A 23,354-nucleotide genomic window follows, 5' to 3' on the forward strand; every position below is an offset into this window, starting at 1 on the left:
GCCATTTCTACGGAATGGCTTGGGGGAATCAGACTTCTCGGGAGCCTCCCGAAATCGCTATCGCGCTTCCGCGCCGATAGATCCCCTGCCTTTGTGGGCATCCGCGTAGAGGAATGGCGAGAGCCATTTCTACGAGTCGGCGGAAGCCGCTATTTGATTCTCTGTCAGTCATTCCCGCAGCTGGCTCGATTGACGAAAGTCTTTCGGCGGGCGATTGAACAGTTCTTTGAACTGTCGGCTGAAAACAAACGGATCCGGATATCCGAGTTCTTCGGAGACTTCGGCGACATTGAGATGAGTGTTTTCCAGAAGCGTCCGTCCGTAGATTAGGCGCTGCTGGACCTGATAGGTCTTCGGAGAAACTTGAAACCGCTTTTTGAATTCCTGCGAAAAATACTTGGGGGACAATCCCGCCCGAGTGGACAGAGCCTGGAGATTGTCCCGCTCCAAGGGATGGTCGGCCATCCAGGTCGCTACTTGTTGAATCCGGTTTTCGACGGAATCGTGATTCGTCTGCAGTGTCCTTTGTTCATGGTCTAGCTCGAAGAGAATCGTGCTGGCGTAGGAAGTTGTGAGATCTCTGTGTTCTTCGCCGAGGGTCATCTGGCATCGTTGGAGCCCTTCGAAGAGTTCCTCAAAGTAGCTGCTGCGAAGGGTTTGGCAGACTACCGAAAAAGGCTTTCCCAGCCACGGACTCATTTTGCCGGTATGGTTGTCGTATCGGCAAAAGCGAATGGGTCTGATTTGAGGGGGGTCATTGGGGTCTTGGATCCCGGAATAGGGGACTCCATTGGTCAGAAAGACCACCAAGCCCCGTTTGAGCGGATAGTCCCGATCCCCTACGCGGTAGGTGCCTTTGCCGCCGCAGACGAAGAGCAGGTGAAAATCCTCGATGATCCGTCGCTGGATCCGCCATTGAGGGGGGACAACCAGTTTCCGTCCGATAGTCGTGAACCGAAAATGGTTCTGGCCCGGGACCGGAGACAGGAGGCGGAGGAGATTGTCCTCAGGCTTATCTGTAGGCGATTTTGTCATGAAAATACCGGATTATGCCATTCAAATCGGTTTCATGGAATCATATACTGTCATGGAAATTTGATTTTGAACCCAGACAATCCTGCAGTTATGACCAAGAAATTACCCAACATCGTCTTCTTTTTTACCGACGACCAACGCTTCGATACCATTTGCGCGTTGGGGAACGGTGCGATTCAAACCCCACATCTCGATCAGTTGGTCGAGGAAGGTTGCTCCTTCACACAGGCGCATATCCCGAGTGGAACGAGCGCGGCGGTCTGTATGCCGAGCCGCGCAATGCTCAATACAGGGCGGACTTTGTACCACTTGGAAGGCTCGGGGCAGAGTATTCCTCTCGATCACACAACCCTCGGGCAAGCCCTCCGCTCTAATGGGTATCGTACTTTTGGGACCGGCAAATGGCACAATGGTCGCGAATCCTTCAATCGATCTTTCAGCGATGGCGATGAAATCTTCTTCGGAGGGATGAGTGATCACTGGAATGTGCCGGCGTACCATTACGATCCCACTGGCAAATATGACACGCAGTTGCCCATCATCCGCAATCCGGGACAATCCCGGGAGGTTACCTATCGGCAGTGTGATCATATCAACAGTGGCCAACATTCTTCTCAGTCGGTCTGTAATGCCGCCATTGATTTTATCGAGAGTCACGAAGGAGATGTTCCCTTCTACAGTTACATCTCCTTTCTCGCTCCTCACGATCCCCGGTCGATGCCACAGGAGTTTCTGGAAATGTACGATCCGGATGAGATTGAGCTGCCGCCCAACTTTCTCGGGGGTCATCCCTTCGACACTGGGCATCTCAACATCCGCGATGAGATGTTGGCCTCATTCCCACGTCGTCCAGAAGAGGTCCGTCAGCACCTCGCCGAATATTATGCGATGATTACGCATTTGGACCATGAACTCGGCCGGGTGATCGAGACTCTAAAAAAGAAGGGAATCTACGAGGACACGATTCTGGTCTTTGCCGGCGACAACGGACTCGCCCTCGGCCAGCACGGTCTCTTCGGGAAGCAGAACTGTTACGAACACAGCGTTCGTGTCCCATTGATCTTTGCCGGGCCGGGAGTTCCCCAAGGAAAGCAAACGGAAGCCTATGCCTACCTGATGGACATCTTCCCGACCCTATGCGATCTCACCGGGATTTCGATCCCGGAATCCGTGGAATCCAAAAGTCTTCTCCCAGCGATCACCGGAGACGACCGCATTCGCGATGGATTGTTTTTCGGCTACGAGACCTTTCAGCGGGCCTACAAGGATCGGCAGTTTAAATTGATCGAGTATGTCGTCGACGGGAAGCACATTCAGACGCAGCTCTTCGACCTGAAGAACGACCCCTGGGAAATGACGAACTTGGCCGAGGCGGCGGATTGTCAGGATAAAGTCTCCACGATGCGACAGAGCCTGATCGCAAGCGCTGAGGCCTGGGACGACCCAGAACACGACAAGGGTAAGCCCTTCTGGGATTCCTACCCGTTTCAGTCATCAAAGGTAGGGGAGTAGCTTCAGCTGCCCCCTTTTCGCGGTTGGCGATTAGATAACCCTAACGAGGTGGGATTACCGGACCGAAAGGGTGGTTTGATTTTCCGTGAAATCGACGACCCAAGAGAGGTTCGATCCACTTTTCCGCTTTATAGAAACCTCAAATTTACCATCTTCCAGAGTATTCGTTGAAACGTCGATCAGGGGAGTGGTCACATCCCACACCCAGAGCACGCTTCCGTTCAGTCCGTTCTGCCGTGCTCGTAGAGAAGAATAGGCTTCTGTTCGGACCTTTCCCCATTCTTTTCTTTCGAGACTGTCGTGCGAGGTCGAGAGCTGTAGGGCTCGGCTTTGAGGATAGATTCTCAACGTGGCTTGGTGGTGAGAATTTTTCCACTGAATTTCTTTCGAGGTTCCCCGTTCGACAGGTTTTTCGGAAATCTTGAATTTCCTTTGAAGGTTCTGCTCTGAATCGATGATTTTCTTTTTTTGTAATCGGTAGATTTCAGTTTGAACGACAGAATCGGGAGTCCCAAGTGTGGGACTGAATTCGGAATGGAAGAACCAGTCAATATGGGGGGATTGGGTTTCCGAGGTTTCTCGGCTGACCGAATCAAAAATCAGGACTGCTTGGTCGTGGATGTGGAGAACCGCTCGCTTATACTCGTGGTTGGGCTCATGGGGTTGATTGCAAAACCAGCTGTTTGCATCTTCTCGAAGATCATGAAGGTAGTTCCGAGGGGGGATGAAACCTCCTCGATTCAAAATCATGAATGAATCCGCATCAAAAAGGGATTGAGGGGTAGAGATCGATCCGATGACAGCACGGGGCTCCATATTGTCCAACGTCACCGTATTGTGAAAAAGGCTGGAATCATGTCCGTCAATTTCTCCCTCGGGAAAGGGGTCCGCTAGAACCTTCAGGCCGCTGTGATAGAGGGTCACGTGCCCGTGGTCCCTATGTCCTTTTCCGCTTCCCTCGTATCCGAATCTGGCGGTGACACAGGTAGCATCGGGTTTCCAGCTGCTCCTGCTGAATACTTCTCCGTGATCCGGGAAAACATGAAAACGTCGCCTCGGTGGTCTTACTTCTTCGATAGGACGATATACCCAGAAGCTTTTCAGGGGTTCATAGAGACCTAACCCCAAGATGTCGTAGTTACTCACCTTGAGAGGAGTCGGCATCTTCGAGTTGATCGAGGACGCTCTTTGCCGGATCATCCATCCCAGTTCGGGGCATTTACTCATTGAATATGCATGAAGAAATGCGGGATTGATCGAAACCGGTTTGAAGAAGGCGGCTCCGCGGGGACTACTCATGGGAGTTGGGCCCGGAATGGCAGTTTGGTAGTAAGCGCGCGCGATTGAAACGTAGTCGGGGTAGCGGAGGTTTTGAAGTTCCGGGTTCTCAGGCTTACGCCCTTCATAACAATCGCGATCTTTGAAGACGGTGGATGCGGTTAGCGCATAGTAAAATACCCCCTCGACCGACATTACATGATAGGAGGTTGAACCTTCTCCGTGAAGACAGTCATCGAAGAATGTTGATCGGAATATCTGGTATCGCTCCCACGATTGCTCCAAGAGAATATCTGCAGTCTTCGGATTCGGGTGAACTAATGCGGCAGCGAGGATTCCATTGTTGGCCCATAGGCCGCGATTTGAGAATTTATTCGATTCCTCGTGGTAGATGTAGCGGGAGGCGAAGCTGATCAAGAGCTCTTCGAGATGGTGCTTCTCGTCATTGGTAAGTTCGTTCGGTTTGTAGGCCTCCAGCATGTCGTAGAGGTCAAGGACCATGATCATGAAACCGCCCTCTAGCCAATAGGCCGGAGTGAAGGTGTCGATGAACTGCCGTGGATTGCTCATCGCAGATTCGGGGATCCTGCCTATGGTCAGTTGTCGATAGCGGATCTCCCACTCATCCTTCAGGGATTCGTAGATCTTCAAGAGAGAGCGAAGCCAATCCCCGACCTGATGCCAATATCCGGTGTCATCGCGGACATAGGCGAGGACGGCCATCGCCATGACTTCGTCCAACTTGCCGTCGTGGCAGAATAGCTGGCCAGCTTTTGGCTGACCAATGGACCCAGCCTTTTGGAAATGAGACTCGGCCTCGAGAAGGAAGCGCTGCCAGAGAGGGTCGTTTACGTTTTCAAGGATTTCGTCCCTTTGAGAAGCTGTGCTGGAAACGAAGGGGTGCGGAAGTCGAGAGAACAAAGTGGATCCTCGATCATGCTCTGAGGGGAGCGGATCAGCGATTGGATTCGTGGGCGTGAGGAGAGGATTCAGCATCTCGATTTGAGAATGGATGTTCCCGGGATGAACTTACTCGTTCACTTTTGGTGTCTTTGCTTGCGGCGGAGACTCAGGATCAGAATAGAGGTCATTCCCAGTACCATTCCGATCTGCCCTGGCTCCGGTATTGCCGTAAGATTGATGTTGTCCACCGTATAACTACCGGTCCCGCCGTTTTCCGGTCCGTAATAGCGAAGGCTGGCTTTATTCGTTAGATTGCTCCAAGGGCCGGAGTTCTCAAGATTGATTGATTTGGTGGCGACATCGCCTCCGGCAGTAGTAACAACGATAGATCCTACGCCGTTCAGCGTGTCGTAGATCAGTTCTACGTTTAAAGATCCTGTTCCGTTGTTGCTGTAGGTAGAGTTGTCATAGACTCCAAAATCGAAACCGCTCGCCCATTCATTGGTGCCTGCATCGTACCCGATAATCTGGCTTTCGGTTGCTTGGAAGGAGTCCCGCCCAGGGGAAAGAAAGAGGGCGTTGTGTTGGGTCCCTTCAATGTCAATGGCACCGAAATTTAAAAAGAGGTTAGTCAGTGACGCCTCGTTGTAGTAGCCGACACTTATTGTGTTGATCGTATTATTCTGATAGCTACTGATGTCGAGGTCGAAGGTAAGTTTCATTGTTCCTTGTCCCGCTTGAGAGGTATCAAAGTCTGCGGCAATCTGGAGGTCGGCTCGGGCGGCAAATGCCCCTCCCGGATCGGTTGAAGTTTGGTTGACCTCCAAATACTCGGAATCGACGATGCCGATCGATCCGGCACTCGTTCCGTAGGTCGCCCAGACGTTGCCCTTGCCCGCGTAGTTGTAGGGCGCTAAAGCGCTGCGCTCGAAGTTGTCGCTAAAGATCGTCGTTGCCGCATGGAGAGTGGAGCCGGCTATGGCTGCTCCGATGCAGGTTGCCGCCGTTGCGAAACCTAGCCATTTGGGGAATTTTAAGGGGGATGTCAGGTTGATTTCCATAATGTGGTGGATTGAGGTTCTGGGGCGGTTCGGACGACCGCCTATCGAAACCATGATATCGGATTTCCCCGCAAGTGGTTAGGACAGCTTTTTAAAAACAGTAGCATAATTTTGATCGAAGCTCTGTGTAGAGAAAAGAGGTAGAATCTCCTCATCGGGAGTGTCATGCGTGAAGATTGAATTACCGGAATCCCTTCCGAAATTCGCTAGGAAGCTTTCGTATCGAATGACTCGGAGCCGGGAAGAATTACTTCGTGAGGGAGTCTATTCGTCTTTGCTGCTAATGCCGCGATTTTGCCGACGTTTTCTCCCATTTCTACAGCGTTTCCGGTTACTCGGTAGCTGGAGTGGGCGATGAAATCTCCGCTGATGCAGCGACCGGCCATCATCAAACCGTCCACGTCTGCTGCGATGGCGGCTTCGAGTGGAATTTGGTAGGGCTTTACTTCGGTTCCCTCGGAACCGTAGGTCTTGCCGCTGTTGGGATCCGTGGAATGAACGTCAGCCCAATAAGTGGCTGTGCAGATGGGATTATTGTGAACTCGTCCCTCGACTAAATCATCGCGTGAGACCCTATAGCGACCCCGGATGCGACGGGCTTCTCTGACTCCAATATGGTTCGCGGTGGAGACCAAATGCACCTTTTCCCAAGGAGGGCCGGATCTCCTGAGTGCATCGACGATCTGATTGATTTCGCGTCGGGCGTGTAGGGTTGCGCGGGTCAAATCTTCTGCTCGTATCGAGTTGTAACCGTATTCGTGATTGGCCATCAGTGCGAAGGACTGGCCATTCACATGCAGGAGAGTTGGGGCTCCGTAAGATGGTGTGACTCCTTGTTTTGCGAGCAGCTCTTTCAATTTTTCCCGGGGTGAGGAGTCCGTTCCACCCAAGCAATATTTCTGGACAGACTGCGGAGGAAGGCCCGTGAGCATGGCCATTAAACTCATAGGCTGAGTCTGTCCGTTTTCGGGACGTCCCATTGAGAAGGAGCATCCCGCCTGTGCGCCGAGGTCTCCGTCTCCAGTGGCATCAATGAATATTTTTGCTCTCCAAGCTTCGCGACCTGATTTTGATTCCGTGACCACGTGGGTAAGTCGCCTATCCGGATTTGTCTCGGCTGAGACGATGCGAGTGTGAAGTCGGATGTGGATACCGGCATCCGATGCCATTTGTTCGAGGAGGAATTTCATCTTCTCGGCATCGTATATGTTGGATCGCTTTCCTGATTCTGTAACGCCCATGCCCCCACAGAGCCGAAGATTTTCCAGAATCTCTTTCATGATTCCCTCTTTGTTGTCGCTGTCGAGGATCAGGCTCAAGGAACCGGATGTCCAAACGCCTCCGATACATCCTTGTGCTTCCAGCAGTGTGGTCCTTGCTCCTTGACGGGCGGCGCTGAGGGCCGCCGCGATTCCAGCTGGACCTCCTCCGCAGACCACGACATCGGTGATTTCGGCGACCTCGGCGCAGATTGTTTGTTGGATGCGATCGTTCAGTGCTTTGGCGTGAGAGGGGAGAGAAGAGGGATTAGTCATAGTTTTTCAAGGAAAGATGTTCCATGTGTTTCCGCTGGCGCTTTCGATATTCGGTAGCGGAAACGCCGAAGATGGTTCGAAACCGGCGGGCGAAGTAATTCGGATCGGGCCAGCCGACTTCGATGCCGATCTCGGAGATCGGTAATTCGGTATTCAGTAGTAGATGGGAAGCCCGGCGAGCTCGTGTTTGTGTCAGGTATTCAATGGGAGAGAGGTCCAGGGCTTTCTTGAAAAGTCGACAGAGATAGGATGGGGCGATGTTGAGTTTCTCTGCGAGATTGTTGGTGCTCCATTCGGCGGAGATACTTTCTTCAATGATCCCGATACATCTTTTGATGGCCGGATGAGTCGGATTGGACTCGCTGGGAATCAATTCTTGGTTTTTCAGAGAGTACGCCTCGGCAAGATACGAGAGGATTAGAGTAAGATATGAAATTTTTTGATAGCGAGCAAACAGCGCAGAGTCATCGTAGGTATCAATGAGGAGCTGGAGTGTTTTGATTGTGGGAACGAGGATGGATTCCGGGATTTCAAGTTCTGTGACTCCGGAATGGTTCAGGGGATCGTCTCTCCATAGAAGTCGATTGAATACCGGATTTTCGAGCGTCCAGATCAGTTCGCTTTTGAGAATCTCCGCTCCGAAGCAGCAGATATAGCATTCGACCTGTTCATTTTTGTGATGATAGTGCCATGCGCCGGGCCGGATGAGGAGTGCTCTCCCTCTATTGAATCGAAAATCTCCTTTTTCGTGCTTTTGCCATCCCTGGCCGCTGGCGCAGATCTGGATCTCGAAAAAATCGTGGTCGTGCTTCGGTTCTTCCACTGCGTGTTTCGCGAAGTAGTGTCCGATAATCGGGGTTCGGAGATAATCTTTATGGGGAAGAAGGCGAAGATGGGATAGATCGGAAAGATCCATCGTGTCTAATAGTTTTCCCATCTTTTCATTGAATCTCATTCCCTTTTTCGAATCAAGATCATGTCAAGAATGTGCTATCTATTGCATCATGATAAGGCTAACACATCCGGTATTGTTTTCCTTATAATGCGAACACCTTACACTTGAGGATATTGGGTTGTTTTGAGGGATATGGAATGTCTCTACCGGAGCAATCGGTCCATTTCTCAGGCTGAGGGGCAAAGATACAATTACCCTACTATGAAATTAAAGACCTACTTGATTTGCTCTTCTTTATTGGCTGGCGGATTCATGGAGTCCTGCTTGGGAATTTCTGTTTCCCGACCGGAGAAGCTTGAATTCTCGGAGCTGCGTGGGTTCCGAAACGAAAGCAATGAGGAATGGGTCACTGACCGTGAACTGACCGAAGAGGTGTCATTGCGCGCCACCTTTGCTCAAAAAGTAGAGCCCGGCTGGTATCAGTTGGTCGGAGAGTATAGGACCACGGGATTTCGACCGGATGGTCGGTTCGTATTGGATGTTTACGGGGAGGGGGTCTTGAATCCATGGCAGGTGGTCGCACCTTCGGATCAATGGGCTCCGTTTGCAGTCTACTTTCGGTTGAATGAGTCTGTAGTTCCTGTACTTCGCATTGAGGATCCGTCTAAGTTTGAGAAGGGCGCTGAGGTATTTTTGAAAGAATTGCGGATTCGACCTTTTGAGGTTCCGAGTGGTCAGAATCTCTTGCTGAACAGTGATTTTGAGATCGGGCAAATCGGTTGGGTGCCACCATCTTGGCAGTGGGCGTATCAAACCGAAGAGGGAGTAGCGGAAATCGTGGAGAGTACTAGCTTTCGCAGCGGAGAACGCTCGCTTTTTTTGGGCGATCCCGAGAAAACTTCGACGATTCAGAGCTCTCTGCTCCCGATGAAGACGAATGGTGTCTACACGTTCAGTTTCTGGGCGCGTTCAGATCGGCCCAATACCGTGATCAAAGCTTTCCTGCTAGGAGACCGTTACAATTGGAACTCTCGAGAAGAGTTCCGATTAACTTCGGAATGGAAGGAATACTCGATGGAGACAAATGTGGCCGAGCAGGTGAAGGAGCATCCTTTTTGTCATGCCCGCCTGAGCCTCGCGGATGGAGGTTCTGCGATGATTGATGATGTGCGACTCATTTGGGCCGAAGAAAACAGTGAGTCGGAGAATCCTTCAACCTACGTAGATTTGTATCCGGGAAATCGCAATATGGTATGGAATCCGGGCTTCGAACTCGGAATGAATGGCTGGATGTATAATTTCTTCGGGAACCAGTATGATTTCGGAATCAACACTCCCGGGATACGGTTTGGCAGTGGTATCGATGGATCTGCGGCCATGTTGTTGTCGAATAATAATTCTCTGGTTTCCGGTAGTATGCCTTTGGAAGAAGGGAAAAGTTATACGCTCTCGGCGTATGCCAAAGCGTTGGCCGACGATGCGCAGCTGTCTCTGTTTGTGATTGATCCGGGCTGGAATGTTTTTCGAAAAGGAAATGTAAACCTTACGACTGGTGAGTGGCGCCGAGTGTCATTTCATTTCCGGTGGAACGAAAGTTCTCTTCGAGATAAATTCTATGCTCGTTTCGATGGTAGGCAAGTATTGCTGGATAACGTCCAACTTGAGGAAGGGGATCTGAGTGAATACGATGCTGGAATCCTTCAGGCCGGACTTGTTTCGAGCTCTCGAAATTTCTTTCTTCAGGGAGAGCAGAATCCTGAGTTGAATCTCAAGATTTTAGCGAATTCGCAAAAATATGATTCTGTAAGGGCGTTTGTCGTTGTCCGGGATGCTTGGGGAAACTCGGTTGGATCTTCGCAGTTCAATGTGGAAATTGGGGAAGGGGAAAATGTGGTCCCACTCAGCTTGCCGGGGGAGTCTTTGGGAGTATTCGACATCGAAGCGAAAGTAGAAGACTTTGTCGGAAATTTGTTGGTGAGGTGCGAGTCGCGCTATGCGGTGTTGCAGGAAGCGCGATTTTCGGATGATCCGATTGGTATCTTTAGTTCGGCGATCGAAATACCCAAGCTTCCGGATTGGATGATCGCCGAGGAATTGACTGTTTGGCGAATGCTCGGGGTTCAGTCTTTCCGATCATTCTTCAATCATGGAAATCAGGAAGGTCTTACTACGAATTCGGATCTAATCGAGTCCATCCGGCGGCGGTTGGAACTTCAGATGGAAGGTGGGATGACTTCGGCGCTATTTTGTGTGGGGGTAATTCCCCATTCGATTCGAAGCGAAGTCTTGGATGCTGAGATTCTTAGCAATGAGTTATTGAGCCAATATACCGAATATCTTCGTGGCGTAGTCACTCCTTTAAGGGGGCAAGTGAAGTACTGGGAAATTCTCAACGAACCGAATATCTGGAGATACCGATCGGGGCCGAAGCAGGGAGTCAAGACAATGCCTCCCGAGAAATATGCGCAGATTCTAAAGGTCTCTTATGAAACGATCAAAGAGATCGATCCTCAGCTTCAGGTGGTTGGGGGCTGCCTCAACGGTGCGGATTTCTCTTACCTGCAAGAATTTCTCGATCTTGGCGGGAGCGAGTACATGGATGTTTTTTCCTATCATTCTTATCGAGCGTCTCCTGATTTACCGGACGTATACGCCGATTTGTTGAGATTCAAGAACATGCTTTCTAGCGCCGGATTCACTGGTCCGGTGATCAATAGCGAGCAATATTTCGGTGCGGATAAATTCATAATGGCAGCCCATGATTCCGAAGCGATTCGAAACTATTTCTCCCCCGATGAACGCGAGTTGGAAGCGGCTTCGAAGATCATTCGAAACTATCTTTATCATAGTGCCTTGGGAATACCCTACTACCTCTTTACGCCGCCGGGAACCTTGTTTCGCTATGGAGGATACGATCGCTATTATTTGTATTATGCATTTGGGTTATACAATGCGGCGACTCGCTTTCTCGTGGATGCCGGGATCGCCGAAGAGATTGAGGTCGGTAGCGCAATGCGCAGTTTCCTATTTCCGGATGCTCAAACTGGACCTTTGCTGACCGTCAATACGGTTGGAGATTTCGATACTGACGGACAGATGACCATCGCGGCTTCTTGCGTGAAGGTGTTTGACCCGATGGGGAATGAAATTGCGTCCGGTGAATTGAAAAAATCCTTCCCCCTCTCGCCCTTACCGGTCTATCTGCGGTTCCCTGAAGGAACCAAAGTTTCGGAAATTGAAGCGTTTCTCCGAGAGGCCGAAATTTTGGGGTTGGGAGAGCCCTTCACCGCGGAGTTGAGAATGATAGATTCAGACACTCTCGGAATCAGCATATCCAACCGGTTGAATAAAACGATTGGTGGACGTGTAGAGTTGACGAATCTTCCATTCGGATGGTCCTTGGACAGCAGTATGGCGGATTTTGAGTCCCTCCAGCCGGGGGAGGAAACTGTGATTGAGTTCGAGGGTGATTTGAAGATCAGTGCGGGTGAAAGATACTCGTTGACGGCTCTGATCCAGTCGGAAGACAAGGCTTTTGTCAGAAAGGAAATGTCGTTCTCGCCTCTGATGATCTCTAGAAACGACGCAATCGTTTCAGACGGTGATTTATCCGAATGGAATCAAGCTCAGTGGGTTACGTTGGGGGAAAATCATCGGACTGTATTCGATCCAAAGAAAACCTATGGCGGGGAGGAGGATTTGAGTGCCTCTCTGGGATTGGCATGGTCTCCCGAATACCTGGCCATAGCAGTGGTCGTAAAAGATGATCTTCATGTTACGCCCAATTCACCAAGTGCTGCGTGGAAGTTCGATTCGCTTCAGTTATACTTTGACCAACGCAACAATGCATCGATTGGCAATGACTTTTACGACGGTGATGACGTTTCCTATGCCATATCGAGTATAGACGGAGAGCACTATGCGTGGTTGGAGAAAAACAGCGAGGGTCGCTATGTCGGAGAGGCGAATCAGGCGCAAGGACTGGATCGAGAAGTCGAGGTGTCCGTTGTGCGTGGCGAGGACGGTGTAACGGTCTATGAGATTCTGATCCCTCGGGTTTGCCTGCCACAGGTGGACTTTTCATCGGGTCAGGTTTTTGGATTCTCATTGATCATCAATGATAACGATGGAGAAGGGCGAGCGCAGGCATTGACTCTCACCCCTGCCGGAACTCAGCCCTTCGAACGTCCCTATCTCTATCACGATGTGTTTTTAATCGAGAACCGTTCAGTTGCCCCATGAAAGCATATGCAAACTGCAGTTTACCTCCAAAAATGAAGACGCTCAAATCTCCGCAAGGATTCTCTCTGGTCGAACTTTTGGTTATTCTTGTGATTCTTGGAATTCTCGCCGCCATTCTCTTCCCTGTTGTCCGCAGTTCGGTAGCTAACAGTCGATCGAGTCGATGCATGTCGAACCTGAGGCAACTTGGATCGGGAGTTCAGCTCTATGCGAATGACCATCGGGGTTTGTTCCCTGCGAATACAGGTTCAAAAGATTCTCCTTTCCTTTGGGAACAGAGAGTAGCTCCTTACGTAGGGATTGATTTTCTGGGACCCGTCAATCAAGGAAAGCTTCCTCCAGACCCGTTTTCATGTCCGGAAGAACATGATATGACCATGACCGGGAGCCATCGCTCTCACTATTCCAAGAACATCGAACTGAACGGAAGCCCCTCTAGGACTGTGAAAGTCACCCAGATTCCCTATCCTGAGAAGACCTTCCTCCTCGCCGACTCTTTGGTTCGAGATATGTCTTACCTCTACGAGAGAAGCTTCGCTCCAAGGCATGATGGGAACGCGAATGTGATCTTCGTGGACATGCACGTCGAGTCTTTGGATCCCGCAAAGATCAACCGAAAGTACCGCGAACTGCCTCTATATCCTTTTGGGGAAATCAATTGATTTTCAAACACCTTTGGGAGGGGGGCCGTTCAGAATCGCACTCGTTGAAGAGGAGTCATCCGTGCTTGGAGATTCTTCGTATCGCTGACGCCGTGTTTCCTCGTGAGAGAGCTATTCTTCGAGAATTACACGAAGTCTTGGTTCGCACCACTTGGGAAGAAAGGTTTTTACTCGTTCAACCTCCAACTGCCTCTCCGGTTCGTTGTCCAGCCTTCAGGCTGCGGGTATTCAATGGAGAGATATCCCAAAAATTCTTCCGGAAGAGTGAATGATGGGACCGGCTCTTGGTCCTTTTGGGGTTATCAGTCCATTGAGCGAAGTCGTCTCACTCTCCGTTTCGCAAGCATTCGTTCAATTCAGGCGAACGTGGCCAAGAGAGTTCGACTCGTTGTTCAATGAGGGACTGGCGTAGCGATTCAGGGGGAACATCGACCAAGGAGGAGATCTTTTCCGAAGAGGCGATTGCGGCAGCCGTTCCGGCTGCCTGACCGAGCTGCATCATGGTGCGCGAGAGGCGACAACTGGATGCGGCGATCGAAGAGAAGCTGGCTCCCCGGCAGGCGACCAGGAGGTTGTCCGTATTTCGGGGGAGAAGGCAGCGGTAGGGGATGCCGTACGGTTCGTTGAGCTCTTTGGCTCCGCCACCGGCCTCGGAATCCCCGTGCGTATCTTTGGCGTGGTCAGAGATCGCGATGAGGTCGTTGTGGTTTTGGTAGGAAAGGCCCGCATCCAAGTCGTGCTCGGTGAGAACGTATCGACCGACCATTCGTGGACCTTCGCGGACGCCGAGAGCCGGCGCGACCCAGACCTTGCGGAAATTTTGAAATTCGGGATAGGTGACTTGGATGTGATGCCACAGCGCTTGTGTGCGCCGGAGACATTCACGATAGGCGGCAGGATATCCTCGTTCTTCAACTTCAAGTCCCGCCATCGTCGGGAGTGGATTGATCGTGTAATCGCCTGCGGGGCTTTGGGCGAAGACTGCTGCCGGGAACTCTCTCTGCCACCAACAGTGGGACGGAATATCATCCGGTAAGGGTTCTACGCCAAGCTTCTTGCTACCGGAAACCCGAAAGATCAAGGAGGCACCGTTCAGTTGGGGGCTGGGTTCGGGGGGAGCGCCTGTTTCGCCGTAAAGCGAACGGGATTCCCTTCCCAAGGAAGACGCTTCGCCAGCAGCTCTGGCGAAGACGATGTGGGCCGTTGCATCCACGTAGTAGTGCGCTGTAACCTGTTCGCCGTTGTCCAGGGTCAGGCCGGTGATGAGGCGTCCATCCCGATGAACTTCTGAGAAGGCGGTTCCGGTGCGTACGGTGCAGCGACCCGTTTCGCGAAGCATGGACTCCATCTCCGCTGCATAAGGGTCGGGCTCGAAGAGGACGCCGTGCCAGTATTTTCTTCGAAAGTGTTCTTCCCCGAAATCGGGAGGCGCGCCGAAGCGACGGAGCGTATCCAGGTAACTCTTCTCGGGATCGACTACAAGTTCGCCTCCGGGGAAATGAGGCTGGATTTCTGGAGATTCCCACGCGACGTGCCGACCGAAGGAATAGATCGCAACGGCATTCTCACGGCCCTTCAGGCGCTTGTAGAGTTCGAAGGGGATTCCGGTGCCTCCGACTCCCGGCTCCCAGACGTTCACGCCACCTCGCACGGCGTTGCCTCCGAGAGAGCCCGACTTTTCGACCAGCAGCACGCGGCAGCCCTGGCGGGCCGCCGCGAGAGCCGCGCCAAACCCTCCGCTGCCAGCGCCAACGACGATCAGGTCATAGGAAGTCTTTTCTGGGTTAGGTTGACCCGACATCGCGGGATCAGAGGGGAGCGATCTCCTGGACCGTGGGGAGCACCGTCAGTTCCAGCAGTTCGAGGTGCGAGGGAGTGTTGACGACATCGACGACCAACCGACCCATGTCTTCGGGTTGAATGCAGCGTTCCCGGACCGAAGGTTCCAGCGTCGGATGTCCTTCGATGGAAGAAGCCGCTCCAAACTCCGTGGCGCCCCAAGAGGGAGTGAGGGTCGTGACTCGTACACCGAACTCGCGTAATTCGGCATACAGTCCTTTGCCCAAACGTTCTACACCGGCCTTAGCCGCGGAATACACGGACCAGCCGGGCCAGGAGTATTTGGCACAGACACTGGAAACGTTAATGATGCAGCCGCTTCCTTGTCTCTTCATGATTGCGCCGATCCGGCGACATCCGAAGATCGCGGAGGTGAGGTTGAGGCTGATCGAGTGGGCGATCTCCTCGTCGGTCTGTTCCTCCAGAGGTGCGATGCGACCACCGGCTCCGGCATTGTTCACCAAGACATCAATCCGTCCCTGATCTTCCATGACTTTGGTGACGACTCGGTCCCAGTCGGCGGGGTTGGTGGCATCGGATACGACCGGAATCGCTCCAACCCGCTCGGCGGCTTCCGTCAGCTTCTTTTCGTTCCGTCCAGTGATGTAGACGATGTGGCCGACTTGCGACAATGCCTCGGCCATTCCGGCTCCAAAGCCGCCCGAGCCTCCGGTTACGATTGCGATCAGTTTTTCGTTTTTCATGGTATGTTTCTTGGAATGTTTGCAGATGGGGTTGTAGGAGATTTTGAACCAGTAGATTCCGATCTTTTTTCTTTTGCCACACGCCGTTTTCGTTAAGGTAACGGGAAATGGGAAATCCTTCTCTCAAGGATATTGCGAAAGTCGCCGGGGTCTCGGAGATGACGGTGTCGCGTGCGTTGCGCGCGCATCCTGAGGTCTCCGAACGGACGCGCCGCCGAGTACTGGCGATTGCGGAAGAGTTAGGCTACCGGCCCGATCCGCAAATCGCGAGGATGATGGCGTACTTGCGATCCTCCCGTGAGCATCGAACGCAGGAGAATCTAGCTTACCTGTGGCTGGATGCGACCGAGCGCGAAGTGCGCGCGAATCCGCATGCGCAGCGCATTCTGGGAGGGGTTAAAGTGCGGGCCGAAATGCGCGGCTACGGAGTCGAGGAGTTTTATCTCGAAGAGGAGGGGCTGAGTATGGATCGATTGAGTACGATTCTCCACACCCGTGGGATCAACGGAGTGTTGATCTCGCCGCTGCACCACCATCTGGAGTTCGATCTCGATTTGCGATGGGAATGCTTTTCGACGGTCGTGATCGGAGGAGGGCAGGTTGGGCCTCCGTTGCATCGAACCGGTCCGGATCATTTTCAGGGGATGTCCTGCGCGATCTCGAACTTGCGGCAATTGGGCTATCGTCGGATCGCTCTATGTTTGGGGGGCGGGAGTTTTCGGCGTCAGGACCGCCGTTGGGAAGGGAGCTTCCTTCTCCATCACCCCCTGGGAGTCCGTGAGGCAGAGTCACTGATGCTGGTCGAAGAGAATCTTGCCGAGAGTGAAGTCGAGGCCTGGCTGCAAAAATGCCAGCCGGAAGTTGTTCTTTTTCAGGGTGGAGAGATCGATTCTTTCTTGGAAGCTCGGTCGGAGAAAGTTCAGCCATTCATCCCCTATGCCACACTGGACTGGCTACCGGAAATGGAGGAGAAGGGAATCGCGGGGCTGGACCAGCAAAACGAGAGAGCGGGCATGAACGCCGTGGACCTCGTCACCGCTGATTTGTTGCGGAACGAGCGAGGCGTACCGAGCCATCCGAAGACGGTTCTTCATGAAGGGCTGTGGGTTAGGGGGGGATTCTAGTGTAGCGCAAACCCTTCGCTTTGAATGGGGTTTGAAGATAGAAGTGGTGTATTTTTAGGCAGAACCGTTAGCAGACCATCAAGCAAGGCTTGACGCATCTACGAGCAGGATGGAAACCGGAATATTTATCGAGACTCCTCCCTACAAGCAGGGGAGGGGGACCCCGCCTCGTGCGGTGGAGGGGTGACGACTCAGGCATTAATGTGTCAACAATCCTCGTATATTGTCTTATACGGAACCCATTCAACGCGGGCTGAAGCACCGCGCTCCGATTGTGATGTTGGAACTCCAGGATGTTGGTTTCCTCGCTTTAAATCTTCGGGCCATTTGCCAAGAGAGATCTGGGCGAACCGTTCCGCCCAGACTTCCTTGAGGGATTTGTAGTGCTGGAGAAGAGCTCGCAACCAGTCCCCAACCTCAAACCAGAGCTGTCTATCGTCGCGGATGTAGGCCAGCATGGCGGTTGCCATGACTTCGTCGAGATCTCCATTGTGGCAGAAATAGTGACCGATATGAGGCGGGCGAAGTCCTCCGACTGTCCGAAAGTGTTTCTCAGATTCTTCCACGAACTGATGCCAGATGGGGTTCTCCAGATTCTGGAGAATACCCGGTCGCTCCGCGCTGGTGCTGGAAACAAATGGATGGGGGAGACGCGAGAAGAGGGTGTCGGGGGCCATTCTTAAAAGGATGAAGGATTTCTGTTGTAGATTGCTTGGTTGTAGAACCAGTGTCGTCTGTCCTTGTTTTATCGGGCGAGATGGGCGCACTCCTTGGACTTCGGAGATCCCTTTGCAGTCCACTCCCAAGTCCCCTGGCAAACGGAGAATGGCTTCATGGAAGGAAGTTCGATTCGTGCCCGAACGCCTTCTGGAACGGTGAGGCTTACCTCGATGCAGTCCTCGCTTGTCTGTTGCCACAAGGATTTGAGGAGTCCGTGGGGCGTTGGGATTCGGATGCTGCTGAATTCTCCCCAGAAAAGAGGCCGAAAGAGGATCGAGTCCCAGGCTGATTCGATTTGTCGAATTCCGCCAAGAATCTGCATGAGATGATAGAGAGGGTGGGCGGACCAGGCATGAGAGTGACTCTGTTCACTACCGTAGGGCATGTTCTGCGACCAAGTCGTTCCGTGGTCGGCCATCTTTGTCCAGTGACGAAGAATGTAGTCGAGAACGTCCGCGCCGTAGCCCGCTTCATGAAGTGCGGAGAATGCGTAGGTACACCAGTAAACGGAGGGTCCGACCAATTCTGTCGATTCTCCGCGAATGAAGGGCAGGAGAGCCCTGTCCATGGCGTTCTTCGTAAACTCCACTGTATCGAGCTGGGCTAGGATGGCCAGAGTCTGAGCATGAACGGATTTGAGCGAGACGGGTTCCTCCATTGCGTCCAGGCCGTCGAAATAGAGTCCGTCAGTCGGGTCTTTGAGGGCAAGTAAGGCGAGGCTCAGTTTTTCGGACCACTCAAGGCATCGATCTCTTTGTTCCGAGTCGTGATTTAAGTCAAAAAGGATGGATAGCTTCTTCAAGCCGAGGAGTAACCACAGGTTGAGGATGGTTGGCGTAGCCGGTCGCTGCAGGGGAGCCCAATCGAGGAAAAGCCAGTGCCGGGGATCATCTTTGACCAGTCCGGATTTTTCGTCCGTGTGGCGGTCGAAGTATTTGAGAGCGTTTTGGAGCGTCTTCTGGACGAGGGGATCTCGAAAAGTCTCCAGGCTTGCAGTTTGCCAATAATCGTCCCAAAGAGTTAGCATCCAGATCACGGTAAAGTCTGGCAGAATGCAATGGTGGGCCTTTGTGGGCGCATGTCCGTAGGTCAGTCCGTTCGAAGTGGTCTGGCCGGCGATACTTCGGATGCCGCGTTGAAGAAGGCGAGGATCGTTGTCGAGATGAAATGTATTCCAGGCTTGGACACGGGCGTCTCCCCACCATTGGGCTTGCTCGCGCCATGGCGTATCGACGTAGGCATCCAGCGAGCAAATCTCTTGGGTATGCCGACAGGCCTTCCAGATTCGGTTAATTCGAGCGTCCGAGGAACGGAGATCCCCCTGAATCTGTAGCGGGTATCCGATGGTCTGGATCGAAGGGATGATGCGAATGACGGAGTGGGCGTTGCGAACTCTCAGAACCAAATAGCGAAAGCCGTACGGGTGGTAGAATAGATGCTCGAAAGTTCCTTTACGGCAGATCAATCGGGAGCCGAGGGATACTTCCGGCTGATCGAGTCGGGGGGCGATCATGTCATCTTTTTCCTCGATTGTTTCTGCGAACAGTGCGTCGACGATTTCTCCTCCGGAAGCGTTCTCAATTTCAAGCCGAAGGCACCCGACAACCGTATGGTTCCAGTCGTAGAAATAACTGGTCACTGTCTCCGGGGAGCGACAGTCATTTTCAGTGTGGGCGTTCGATCGGTGCCAGAGATTCTCCCTCCGTGCCAATTCGACGACATTGCGAAGGCCTGGATCCTGCGCGCCAGAGGCTGCGGGGGATTGCTGAATGCTCAAAAGCTTTTTGGGCTCGAGATTTTGTTCTCTGAGCAATGGGATCCCTCGCGTTTCGAGGTGGGGCCAGGGCTCGGAGTTCCACGCGCTACTCGTTGCAGGAGCGGCCCAGTTCTCTCCCGAAGCGTCGAACTCTGGGATCGTCCAGTTGTCGGGCTCGCATTGGGCGTCGATATGCTCCTGGGGAAACAGTTGGAGGCTCGAGGGAACGGTGTCCCGTTTCATTCCGGCTTGAAGGCGACATTTCCAGTGGGAATCCGATATCACCTTTACCCCGCCCCAATCTCCCATAAAGAGAAGTCCAGCAAATCCTTCCGAGACATACTGAAAGGTGCTGAACCCGGGATTGTAGGCCTGGATGGCGATATGATTGATTCCGGGACGGAGCCACGGTGCCAGATCGATTTCATCGCAGGGCCACGACCGTTGATATCCCCGGGCCGGACCTCGGCAAACATACTTGCCGTTGACATACAGACGATAGGATTGGTCTGCCGTAATCAGCGTCGGAGCGGTCTCGGGGACGTCGGATAGCTCAACCTGATGACGGAAGAGGGCGTAGCTATTGTGGAGGTCGTGAAAGAGGCTACGCGGCCAGATCCAGCGAGCAGCCGGTAAGATCGGATGAGGAGATGGCATCGATCTACTCGAAAACGGTGAGCCCGATTTGTTCACCGGTGTTCATTTGGTGCTGAATATAACGGTTTCGGTATTGGGTGGCCGAAATGCCGAAGTTTGCTTTGAATTTTCGGGCAAAGTAGTTGGGGTCGGGCCAGCCGACCGCAATCCCGATTTCGGCGATCGACTTATGGGTTCGCAAGAGCATGCGGGCCGCTTGCTGGGCGCGGACCTGATTGAGGTAGGCCAGGGGAGAGAGCCCCATGGCGATTTGAAAGAGTCTACCCAAGTAGGAAGGGTCGATGTTGAGCTTTTTCGCGAAGTCCTTCGTGCTCCATTCTTCCGCCACGTTTTCCTCAATGAGAGCGACACATCGTTTCACGGCCGAGTGAACCGGAGGATGGCTTGAAATTTCGGATGCGGGTTTCGCCTCGACGTGGGATTCGGAAAGAGAGGAGAGAACTAAGGTCAAGTATCCGAGCAGAGAGGAGGGTGATGGGGAGGAGTTTCTGGATTTTATTCCTTCTAATGCATCGAGAAAGCCAATACATTGGCTAAGCGTATTTTCATTCAGGTCGAGTTCGACGACGCCATGATTCGCTTCATTTCCTCCCTTCCATAAAAGAGAATTCAGTGCGGGATCATCGAGAGTCCAGAGAAGCTCTCGTTTGAGGATCTCGGCCCCGAAGCAGCAGACGTAGGCGTCGACACTTTTATTGTCATGGTGATAGTGCCACGCGCCCGGGAGAATGATCAAAACTTTGCCTCTGCGGAAGGAGATGTCGCCCTTCTTGCAGCGCTGCCAACCCTCGCCTCCGGCGCAGATCTGGATTTCGACGAAGTCGTGGTCGTGCTGGAGCTCGTCGGTCGTGCGGTTCGGGAAGTGAAAGACGGAGACTGGTGGATTGAACGTGCGAGTAGCGGGGCGTAAACGGAGGTGCTCCAGGTTTGAAGCATCGATCATATCTGCTGTTTTACTCATCGAATTGTCAAATTAGGAGAGTGGGGCAGCGGGGATCAAACAAATGTCGTAATCGTGCTAGCTTGAATCCTGTTTCGTCCTAACGCTCCAACCGACTTCGGTCGTATTATTGCGAGGAACATCGGAATCTCGATCCGATATCTATGTAACCTCAAACTATTCAAATCCCAGATTATAGCTATGATGAAAAAATCATATAACAATTGCGGCTTTCTTAATACTCCGCTTCTCCGCCAGGCCTTCTTTGTTTTTGGAACATTTTGCGCGATTTCTGGCGTTGGTAGCGCATCCACTCTCGTTTTCGAAGACGATTTTGATCGGGAGGATTTTCGACCGTATGATTATGCCGGAAAAGGCGATGTCTGGAGTCTATTCCCGACTACATGGTCTTCTGGCACGATTCAGACTGCGGGCGATCAACTGCATGTAACGACTCCTGAATTGAATGGAGAGTCGCGTATCGCCATTGCAGAAATGTCGGCTATGTCGGATTTTGATACGAGTCTTGCCGGACAGGGTACTGTGAGCTTGAGCTTCGATTATAAAGTGAATGGATTTTCTGGTGAAGGTACGGGGCAAAACGCTATTCAGATTGGCCTTTATACGGGAGGATCGACTGGTCGGTTGTTTTTGGGGTTTGGTGAGGTAACCGTCGATGGTATTGCAACGAATGCCCTCTATATCGCCTCATGGACGAACAATGTGGCGACTGTGGACGATATTATAGGGTACAATGCCTCTACAAACGAGTGGGTTGATGGGTTTAATTTCGGTGCTTACGATGGAGAGAACGCTAGCAATAATGGGACGAGCCAGCTCGGTATAAGCTTAAATTACAATTCAATTGACGGGACCCGTTGGATTACTGTGGATGAAGCGGGCGGAAACGTTGCGACGAAGACGATTACAGGCAGCGGAGCTACGTGGGACAATGATACTCAGAGTGCCAGTATTCGTCTCTATTCGCCTTATTCCGGATCTTCGGACTACACATTGGATAATATGGTGTTGCAAACTATCCCTGAACCCTCCACCGCAATGTTTCTTACGGTTTTTCTACTTGGTTTTGCGGCTATCAGATTGCGGAGATAGCAAGTCGCTTGAGACGTATAGATTTCTACCGCCGCCCGTATACCCAGCATACATACCCCATGTATTCCATAAGAAAGAGTAGTGCTTTTTCCCTTGTTGAGTTGCTTGTTGGTCTGGCCATACTAGCGATGCTGGTTGGCATTTTGATTCCCGTTACGAGGGGAGCTATCGGTAAAGCGCGCTCCGCTGCTTGTGCCAGTAACCTCAGGCAAATGGGAGTCGCTGCGCTGGCTTACGCTTCGGATAACAATGGAGTTATTGTTCCGTCCCGAATCAAACCGGGAGGGGGTGCACATTACTGGGTCGGGCAATTGGCTCCCTATCTGGGAGCCGAAGATCCATGGAGAGGATTTACGGAAGATCAAAACCCTTATATTTGCCCGGCGATCGGGGAAGACGATGAAGGTATCGGCTATACGACATTCCCGATCAGTAGCGGTAAAAGCTACTACGCCAGTTATTTGATAAACCTGCATATTACCGCCCGGACAGAGAGTCCGAATTCCGGATTTTCGAATACGGGGACATTTCGAAAATGTTATATGTCCCAAATGGTGGCCCCCTCTCGCACGATGCTATTCATCTGCGGCTACGGGAATATGGGTGTTATCTATCTCTCTCCGGGAGAGGGTAAGTTCGTGAAATATCCTCACGGCGACAAAGCGAACATTCTCTATCTCGATGGACATGTTGGCCAGAAGACGGAAACGGAGATGATCGAACTTTCGGATAATCCTCACGACGTATTTTGGCGGGGTTATGATTGGTGAGGTGGGAATTCGTCTGATCTTAAATATTGAAAATCCTATGAATATGAAAAAAACGGTACTAGTTGTTTGTGTCTTTTGGTTCGGTTTGGCTGCGTGCTATGGGGCAGAGAATTTGCTGGAGAATGGTTCTCTGACCGAAGGAAGTCCAGAGAAGATACCAGGTTGGATCTTCTCAACATCCAGTGGAATATCGGAGGAGTCTAAAGTTGCCATTGCCGAAGGTAAGGTGACATGGGCACGCGCTGAAGAAGGAGAGAAACGCTTTTTGGAAATCCAGATGCCGGAGCCTTCTGATGCTCATGTTTGGTGGTTGCAGAAAGTGAAAGTGCTCGGTGGATTGAGTTATCAGCTGAGTTTGGAGGCTAGTGCTTCGGGAGATCGTATGCCTCGTGGCGAAGCTGGGGTCTTTTTTACAACTGCTGATGGAAAATGGTTGGGGTACCAACCCATCCCAAACTTTTATGTCACGGGGGATTGGAAGAGATTTTCTATGACATTTACCCCGCCGGATAACGCTGCGATTGCTGGGGTGCGTCTCGGCTTGGATAACCCTGGAGGAGAGGTACTTCGCATTCGCTTTGGTGATGTCGTATTGACTGAAAAATAGG

17 protein-coding genes and 1 pseudogene are annotated in these 23,354 nt (G+C 52.2%); 8 read left to right on the top strand and 10 right to left on the bottom strand.

Going from position 1 to position 23,354, the window contains the following annotated elements; genetic code table 11:
- Positions 1 to 168: 168 nt before the first annotated feature.
- The gene (locus H5P30_RS13230) at positions 169 to 1,035 is read right to left on the bottom strand and encodes a helix-turn-helix domain-containing protein (protein ID WP_185693405.1); all 867 of its coding nucleotides are present in this window, start codon (positions 1,033 to 1,035) and stop codon (positions 169 to 171) included.
- 90 nt (positions 1,036 to 1,125) lie between these two features.
- Between H5P30_RS13230 and H5P30_RS13235 the strand changes: the two genes are divergently transcribed.
- On the top strand, positions 1,126 to 2,547 hold the full coding sequence (locus tag H5P30_RS13235; RefSeq protein WP_185693406.1) for a sulfatase family protein: 1,422 nt from the start codon (positions 1,126 to 1,128) through the stop codon (positions 2,545 to 2,547).
- 54 nt (positions 2,548 to 2,601) lie between these two features.
- On the opposite strand, the gene H5P30_RS13240 is transcribed toward H5P30_RS13235, so the two are convergent.
- The 4 genes from H5P30_RS13240 to H5P30_RS13255 form a co-directional block, all read right to left on the bottom strand.
- Positions 2,602 to 4,746: a heparinase II/III family protein gene (locus tag H5P30_RS13240; RefSeq protein WP_185693407.1), complete on the bottom strand. Its 2,145-nt coding sequence runs from the start codon at positions 4,744 to 4,746 to the stop codon at positions 2,602 to 2,604.
- 116 nt (positions 4,747 to 4,862) lie between these two features.
- Positions 4,863 to 5,789 carry a hypothetical protein gene (locus tag H5P30_RS13245; protein ID WP_185693408.1) on the bottom strand — a complete coding sequence of 309 codons (927 nt, stop codon included), beginning with the start codon at positions 5,787 to 5,789 and terminating at the stop codon, positions 4,863 to 4,865.
- 206 nt (positions 5,790 to 5,995) lie between these two features.
- Positions 5,996 to 7,324 carry an FAD-dependent oxidoreductase gene (locus tag H5P30_RS13250; protein WP_185693409.1) on the bottom strand — a complete coding sequence of 443 codons (1,329 nt, stop codon included), beginning with the start codon at positions 7,322 to 7,324 and terminating at the stop codon, positions 5,996 to 5,998.
- Entirely contained in the window at positions 7,317 to 8,261 is a 945-nt protein-coding gene (locus H5P30_RS13255) for a helix-turn-helix transcriptional regulator (protein ID WP_185693410.1), read from the bottom strand. The genes H5P30_RS13250 and H5P30_RS13255 overlap by 8 nt, the downstream gene beginning before the upstream one ends.
- Before the next feature lie 219 nt (positions 8,262 to 8,480).
- Between H5P30_RS13255 and H5P30_RS13260 the strand changes: the two genes are divergently transcribed.
- The 3 genes and pseudogenes from H5P30_RS13260 (at position 8,481) to H5P30_RS22085 (ending at position 13,123) form a co-directional block, all read left to right on the top strand.
- Positions 8,481 to 12,461: a sugar-binding protein gene (locus tag H5P30_RS13260; RefSeq protein WP_185693411.1), complete on the top strand. Its 3,981-nt coding sequence runs from the start codon at positions 8,481 to 8,483 to the stop codon at positions 12,459 to 12,461.
- Positions 12,462 to 12,493: 32 nt separating this feature from the next.
- Positions 12,494 to 12,577, top strand: a pseudogene (locus H5P30_RS22705) (type IV pilin protein); the annotation flags it as partial.
- Between the two features lie 261 nt (positions 12,578 to 12,838).
- A complete protein-coding gene (locus H5P30_RS22085) occupies positions 12,839 to 13,123 on the top strand; it encodes a hypothetical protein (RefSeq protein WP_246459716.1) in 285 nt (94 codons plus the stop codon).
- Positions 13,124 to 13,448: 325 nt separating this feature from the next.
- Here H5P30_RS22085 and H5P30_RS13270 read toward each other — a convergent pair whose 3' ends face one another.
- Positions 13,449 to 14,924: an FAD-dependent oxidoreductase gene (locus H5P30_RS13270; RefSeq protein WP_185693413.1), complete on the bottom strand. Its 1,476-nt coding sequence runs from the start codon at positions 14,922 to 14,924 to the stop codon at positions 13,449 to 13,451.
- 7 nt (positions 14,925 to 14,931) lie between these two features.
- The gene (locus tag H5P30_RS13275; protein WP_185693414.1) at positions 14,932 to 15,666 is read right to left on the bottom strand and encodes an SDR family oxidoreductase; all 735 of its coding nucleotides are present in this window, start codon (positions 15,664 to 15,666) and stop codon (positions 14,932 to 14,934) included.
- Positions 15,667 to 15,773: 107 nt separating this feature from the next.
- Between H5P30_RS13275 and H5P30_RS13280 the strand changes: the two genes are divergently transcribed.
- The gene (locus H5P30_RS13280; protein ID WP_185693415.1) at positions 15,774 to 16,790 is read left to right on the top strand and encodes a LacI family DNA-binding transcriptional regulator; all 1,017 of its coding nucleotides are present in this window, start codon (positions 15,774 to 15,776) and stop codon (positions 16,788 to 16,790) included.
- A gap of 206 nt (positions 16,791 to 16,996) precedes the next feature.
- Here the strand turns inward: H5P30_RS13280 and H5P30_RS13285 are convergent, their stop codons facing one another.
- From H5P30_RS13285 to H5P30_RS13295, 3 genes are all read right to left on the bottom strand, one after another.
- Positions 16,997 to 17,467, bottom strand: a complete 471-nt coding sequence (locus H5P30_RS13285) for a hypothetical protein (RefSeq protein ID WP_185693416.1) — start codon at positions 17,465 to 17,467, stop codon at positions 16,997 to 16,999.
- Between the two features lie 68 nt (positions 17,468 to 17,535).
- Positions 17,536 to 19,923, bottom strand: a complete 2,388-nt coding sequence (locus tag H5P30_RS13290; RefSeq protein ID WP_185693417.1) for an alpha-L-rhamnosidase-related protein — start codon at positions 19,921 to 19,923, stop codon at positions 17,536 to 17,538.
- A gap of 4 nt (positions 19,924 to 19,927) precedes the next feature.
- Entirely contained in the window at positions 19,928 to 20,884 is a 957-nt protein-coding gene (locus tag H5P30_RS13295; protein WP_185693418.1) for a helix-turn-helix domain-containing protein, read from the bottom strand.
- 183 nt (positions 20,885 to 21,067) lie between these two features.
- Here H5P30_RS13295 and H5P30_RS13300 point away from each other — a divergent pair, with 183 nt between their 5' ends.
- Genes H5P30_RS13300 through H5P30_RS13310 form a run of 3 tightly spaced genes read left to right on the top strand, consistent with a single transcriptional unit; the run spans position 21,068 to position 23,353 of the window.
- Complete coding sequence (locus H5P30_RS13300) at positions 21,068 to 21,976, top strand: hypothetical protein (protein WP_185693419.1); 909 nt, start codon at positions 21,068 to 21,070, stop codon at positions 21,974 to 21,976.
- A 59-nt stretch (positions 21,977 to 22,035) separates the two neighbouring features.
- On the top strand, positions 22,036 to 22,746 hold the full coding sequence (locus tag H5P30_RS13305; protein WP_185693420.1) for a prepilin-type N-terminal cleavage/methylation domain-containing protein: 711 nt from the start codon (positions 22,036 to 22,038) through the stop codon (positions 22,744 to 22,746).
- 37 nt (positions 22,747 to 22,783) lie between these two features.
- Positions 22,784 to 23,353 (top strand): carbohydrate binding domain-containing protein, encoded by a 570-nt coding sequence (locus H5P30_RS13310; RefSeq protein ID WP_185693421.1) that lies wholly within the window; start codon positions 22,784 to 22,786, stop codon positions 23,351 to 23,353.
- Position 23,354: the final 1 nt, after the last annotated feature.

It is taken from the genome of Puniceicoccus vermicola (assembly GCF_014230055.1).
In the GTDB taxonomy this organism is placed as follows: Bacteria; Verrucomicrobiota; Verrucomicrobiia; order Opitutales; family Puniceicoccaceae; genus Puniceicoccus; species Puniceicoccus vermicola.

Excerpts from the sequence above, each read along its gene's own strand:
- H5P30_RS13230 (WP_185693405.1), bottom strand. The coding sequence starts at position 1,035 with ATGACAAAATCGCCTACAGATAAGCCTGAGGACAATCTCCTCCGCCTC.
- H5P30_RS13235 (WP_185693406.1), top strand. The coding sequence starts at position 1,126 with ATGACCAAGAAATTACCCAACATCGTCTTCTTTTTTACCGACGACCAA.
- H5P30_RS13245 (WP_185693408.1), bottom strand. The coding sequence starts at position 5,789 with ATGGAAATCAACCTGACATCCCCCTTAAAATTCCCCAAATGGCTAGGT.
- H5P30_RS13250 (WP_185693409.1), bottom strand. The coding sequence starts at position 7,324 with ATGACTAATCCCTCTTCTCTCCCCTCTCACGCCAAAGCACTGAACGAT.
- H5P30_RS13255 (WP_185693410.1), bottom strand. The coding sequence starts at position 8,261 with ATGGGAAAACTATTAGACACGATGGATCTTTCCGATCTATCCCATCTT.
- H5P30_RS13260 (WP_185693411.1), top strand. The coding sequence starts at position 8,481 with ATGAAATTAAAGACCTACTTGATTTGCTCTTCTTTATTGGCTGGCGGA.
- H5P30_RS22085 (WP_246459716.1), top strand. The coding sequence starts at position 12,839 with ATGACCGGGAGCCATCGCTCTCACTATTCCAAGAACATCGAACTGAAC.
- H5P30_RS13270 (WP_185693413.1), bottom strand. The coding sequence starts at position 14,924 with ATGTCGGGTCAACCTAACCCAGAAAAGACTTCCTATGACCTGATCGTC.
- H5P30_RS13275 (WP_185693414.1), bottom strand. The coding sequence starts at position 15,666 with ATGAAAAACGAAAAACTGATCGCAATCGTAACCGGAGGCTCGGGCGGC.
- H5P30_RS13280 (WP_185693415.1), top strand. The coding sequence starts at position 15,774 with ATGGGAAATCCTTCTCTCAAGGATATTGCGAAAGTCGCCGGGGTCTCG.
- H5P30_RS13285 (WP_185693416.1), bottom strand. The coding sequence starts at position 17,467 with ATGGCCCCCGACACCCTCTTCTCGCGTCTCCCCCATCCATTTGTTTCC.
- H5P30_RS13290 (WP_185693417.1), bottom strand. The coding sequence starts at position 19,923 with ATGCCATCTCCTCATCCGATCTTACCGGCTGCTCGCTGGATCTGGCCG.
- H5P30_RS13295 (WP_185693418.1), bottom strand. The coding sequence starts at position 20,884 with ATGAGTAAAACAGCAGATATGATCGATGCTTCAAACCTGGAGCACCTC.
- H5P30_RS13300 (WP_185693419.1), top strand. The coding sequence starts at position 21,068 with ATGAAAAAATCATATAACAATTGCGGCTTTCTTAATACTCCGCTTCTC.
- H5P30_RS13305 (WP_185693420.1), top strand. The coding sequence starts at position 22,036 with ATGTATTCCATAAGAAAGAGTAGTGCTTTTTCCCTTGTTGAGTTGCTT.
- H5P30_RS13310 (WP_185693421.1), top strand. The coding sequence starts at position 22,784 with ATGAATATGAAAAAAACGGTACTAGTTGTTTGTGTCTTTTGGTTCGGT.